5 protein-coding genes and 1 pseudogene are annotated in these 3,188 nt (G+C 70.4%); 3 read left to right on the top strand and 3 right to left on the bottom strand.

The window, feature by feature from the left end; genetic code table 11:
- Positions 1 to 477, top strand: a 477-nt coding sequence (locus IJH84_RS18435; protein WP_295146709.1) for an amino acid permease, incomplete at its 5' end; no start/stop codon positions are given.
- 72 nt (positions 478 to 549) lie between these two features.
- Here IJH84_RS18435 and IJH84_RS18430 read toward each other — a convergent pair.
- Positions 550 to 1,005 (bottom strand): VOC family protein, encoded by a 456-nt coding sequence (locus tag IJH84_RS18430; RefSeq protein ID WP_295146707.1) that lies wholly within the window; start codon positions 1,003 to 1,005, stop codon positions 550 to 552.
- A gap of 469 nt (positions 1,006 to 1,474) precedes the next feature.
- Between IJH84_RS18430 and IJH84_RS18425 the strand changes: the two genes are divergently transcribed.
- Together IJH84_RS18425 and IJH84_RS18420 are read left to right on the top strand one after the other, a co-directional pair.
- A complete protein-coding gene (locus IJH84_RS18425; RefSeq protein WP_295146705.1) occupies positions 1,475 to 1,915 on the top strand; it encodes a hypothetical protein in 441 nt (146 codons plus the stop codon).
- The gene (locus IJH84_RS18420; protein ID WP_295146702.1) at positions 1,912 to 2,223 is read left to right on the top strand and encodes a transcriptional regulator; all 312 of its coding nucleotides are present in this window, start codon (positions 1,912 to 1,914) and stop codon (positions 2,221 to 2,223) included. Before IJH84_RS18425 ends, IJH84_RS18420 begins: the two co-directional genes overlap by 4 nt.
- 21 nt (positions 2,224 to 2,244) lie before the next feature.
- On the opposite strand, the gene ureG is transcribed toward IJH84_RS18420, so the two are convergent.
- Entirely contained in the window at positions 2,245 to 2,940 is a 696-nt protein-coding gene (gene ureG, locus IJH84_RS18415) for an urease accessory protein UreG (protein ID WP_295146700.1), read from the bottom strand.
- A 45-nt stretch (positions 2,941 to 2,985) separates the two neighbouring features.
- Positions 2,986 to 3,188: pseudogene (locus IJH84_RS18410) on the bottom strand (urease accessory protein UreF); the annotation flags it as partial.

Here is a 3,188-nt window from a genome sequence, read left to right as displayed (position 1 = left end):
GTGCTGGCGCGTCTCGGCGCGGCCGCCGCCAGCCTCGGCGCACTGCTTGCGCTGATCGCCGGTCTCGGCCGCACCACCATGGCGATGGCCAGGGGCAACGACCTGCCCGGGTTCCTCGCCGCGGTCCATCCGCGGCGCCGGGTTCCGCACCACGCCGAAGTCGTCGTCGCCGCGATCGTCGTCGTGCTGGTGCTGACCACGGATCTGCGGGGAGCGATCGGGTTCTCCAGCTTCGGAGTCCTGGTCTACTACGCGATCGCGAACGCCGCGGCGTTCACCCAGCCTGCGCAGCAGCGCCGCTGGCCCCGCGCGATCAACGTCCTCGGCCTGTCCGGCTGCCTGACACTGGCCGCGACCCTGCCGGTGGCTTCCGTGCTGGCCGGGCTGGTGGTGTTCGCCGCCGGTCTGCTGGGCCGGGCGATCACCCGGCGACTCCGCTCCCGCTCCCGGTCGGGCGACACCGAACGCGCGGACTGACGGTTGCGCCACGGTTGATCGACAGCGCTGGTCGGGGTGCCGCGCGGCCCGCCGGAGCGATCAGCGGTCTGCTCATCCGTCATCGCCGCTCGCCGGTGGGTCGGCGTAGATGCCGCGCAAGATGCCGGTGGCCTGGCCGATCTCGATGAGGTAGCCGTCCGGATCGCGCAGGTAGCAGCGGATCTCGGCGTTGCGATCGAGGGGCTCGGTGAGGAACTCGGCGCCCCGGGCTCGGGCGCCCGCGTAAAAGGCGGCGATGTCGGCGACGCGCACGTTGAGGAAGGCCGAGACGGTGTTGGACTGCTCGGGGGTGCGCAGGGTGATGCCGGGCTTGTCGGGTGTTGGGCCGCCGCCCGGGTTCATGATGATCCAGCTGTTGGCGACCTGCACCACGCACGGGTTTTCGCGCTGGACGATCCGCCCGCCGAAGATGTCCGCGTAGAAGGCCCGCGAGCGGGCGACGTCGGACACGGTGAGGAAGTGGGTGACCAGCAGGCCCTCGCTGGGAGCAGGGAACTCGGCGCTCATGGTGCTACCTCCGCTCGGTTCGCAAGTGATGTGGTGGGTCGGCGGTGGCAGCGGAGGATTGCAACGGCGCACTCGGCCGCCCCGCCCCGTCAAGTCTGGTGCCGCTCGGCCAGGTCCTGCAGGAATCGGGGCATCCGGCCGGCGCCGAAGTCGTAGTAGCGCACCCAGTCCGGCGTGATCGCGATTCGTGCCATCCGGCCGTACATCTCCGGGACGTTGCTGATCAGCGGACACGCGGCATCGGACGCGGCGGAGTTCTGGGCCCACTTCCTCTTACCAGCTCGACCGAAGTCGAGCCACGGAGATGGGGACGATGCCGGTCCGCCCGATTCCGGGGTGCTCGTTGCGGAGGCGGGTACGGCCACTGCGTGGTTCGCCGCGACCGCGGCGGATGTCCCGCGGGCAGCTTGATGCTGAACGAACCGCAACTACTTGACGATCCGTTGAGTAATTGCCATGACTTTGAGTCATGAACGAGTCGAGAACTTCCGGCGATGAATCGCCGTTGACGCCGTCCGCCGCGCTGGGCAACGCCACCGAGGTCGACGCGAAGGCGCGCCGGGTCGCGCGGTGGCCCGCATGGGTGTGGCTGGCCATGGCCGTGACGATGGCGGTGCACCTGATCGGATCGCCGCTGGTGCCCGACGGCTGGCCGCGCGTGGTCGTCGGCCTTCTTCCGCTGGTCTTCGCCGTGTCCGGGATCATCTACAGCGCCCGGCAGCAAGCGACCAGCAGGCTGCTGAGCCGACTGGTGTGGCCGGTGACCGGAGCATTCGTGGTGCTGGTGTTCGCCGCCGTGCTGCTGCAGAACTTCGTGTTCCCGCAGGGAGCGGTTCCCGGAATCGTCCTCAGTGGACTTCTTCCCGCGATCCCCTGCGTCTACGGCGCCTGGCGGGTGCTCGCGGAATGACCGCACAGCAGCACCCGAGGCACGGGCTGGACGAGACCATCCACTCGCCGACCCGGCTGTCGATCATGGCCGCGCTGGTCCCGATGGAACGCATGGACTTCCCGCTGCTGCGCGACACGATCGAGGCCAGCGACTCCCTGCTTTCCAAACACATGACGATCCTGGAGACCGCAGGGTACGTCGAGGTCACCAAGGGTCATGTCGGCAAACGCCCGAGGACCTGGCTCGCGCTCACCGAGCAGGGGCGCGCGGCGTACGACGCCTACCTCGACGCGCTCCGAGCCCTCGTCGACAGCGGCGAAACCTGATTCCACGGCCATCACGCGGTCTCAACCGGACGCTCGCCTGGTGAGCCGATCGCGCACCCACGCGGACACGTCGGGCGCGTTCGGCGTGGCGGTGAGGGACTGCTCGATTACGGGCAGTTCGCCGCGCACGCGCTGCGCGTCGGTGCGCATCACGGCCATGTCAGCGCCGACCTGCGCGGCCAGGTCCACCTTGTTGATCACCAGCAGGTCCGCGGTGGTCACACCCGGCCCGCCCTTGCGCGGCACCTTGTCACCGCCCGCGACGTCCACGACGAAGATCTGCGCGTCCGCAAGGCCGCGGCTGAACACGGCGGTGAGGTTGTCCCCGCCGCTTTCCACGATCACCAGCGCCAGGCCCGGATGCCGCTGCTCGAGCGATTCGACGGCGTCGAGGTTGGCGGTGATGTCGTCGCGGATGGCGGTGTGCGGGCAGGCTCCGGTCCGCACCGCCTCGATCCGGTCGGCCGCGAGCACACCGGTCGAGCGCAGGAAGTCGGCGTCCTCGGTGGTGTAGATGTCGTTGGTGACCACGGCCAGCGGGATCTCCCCGCCCAGCGCGCGGCACAGCGCCGCGGTCAGCGCTGTCTTGCCGCTGCCCACCGGACCGCCGATGCCCAGCCGGAACGGCCGGTCCGCGCCGGATGCGGCGTCGTGCGGGTCGGGCCCGGCGAAGCCGGGGTCGAGCGAGTGGGCGTGTCCGTGGCCGGTGGTGCTCATTCGGGACCTCCTCGCGGTTTTCGCCCGTACGGGGCCGCCTGGCGATCAGGACGCGAACAGCCGTACTTCGTCCTGATGGCGGCGTTCGTGAGCTTCGGCGAACAGGTCGAGCGCGGGCGCACTCGACGCGGGCAGTTCGGCCGGGTCGGCGCCCGCGAACGCCGCCGCCCGGTCGGCGAGCTCGTCGAGTTCGGCGGCCAGCCCGGCGAGGACGCCGTTGACCACCAGCGGGTCCAGCCCGAGCAGTC

The organism is Saccharopolyspora sp. (assembly GCF_017434145.1).
GTDB lineage: Bacteria > Actinomycetota > Actinomycetes > Mycobacteriales > Pseudonocardiaceae > Saccharopolyspora_C > Saccharopolyspora_C galaxeae.
Note: the sequence above shows the minus strand (reverse complement) of the source record. Positions and strands in the feature narration are given on the sequence as shown.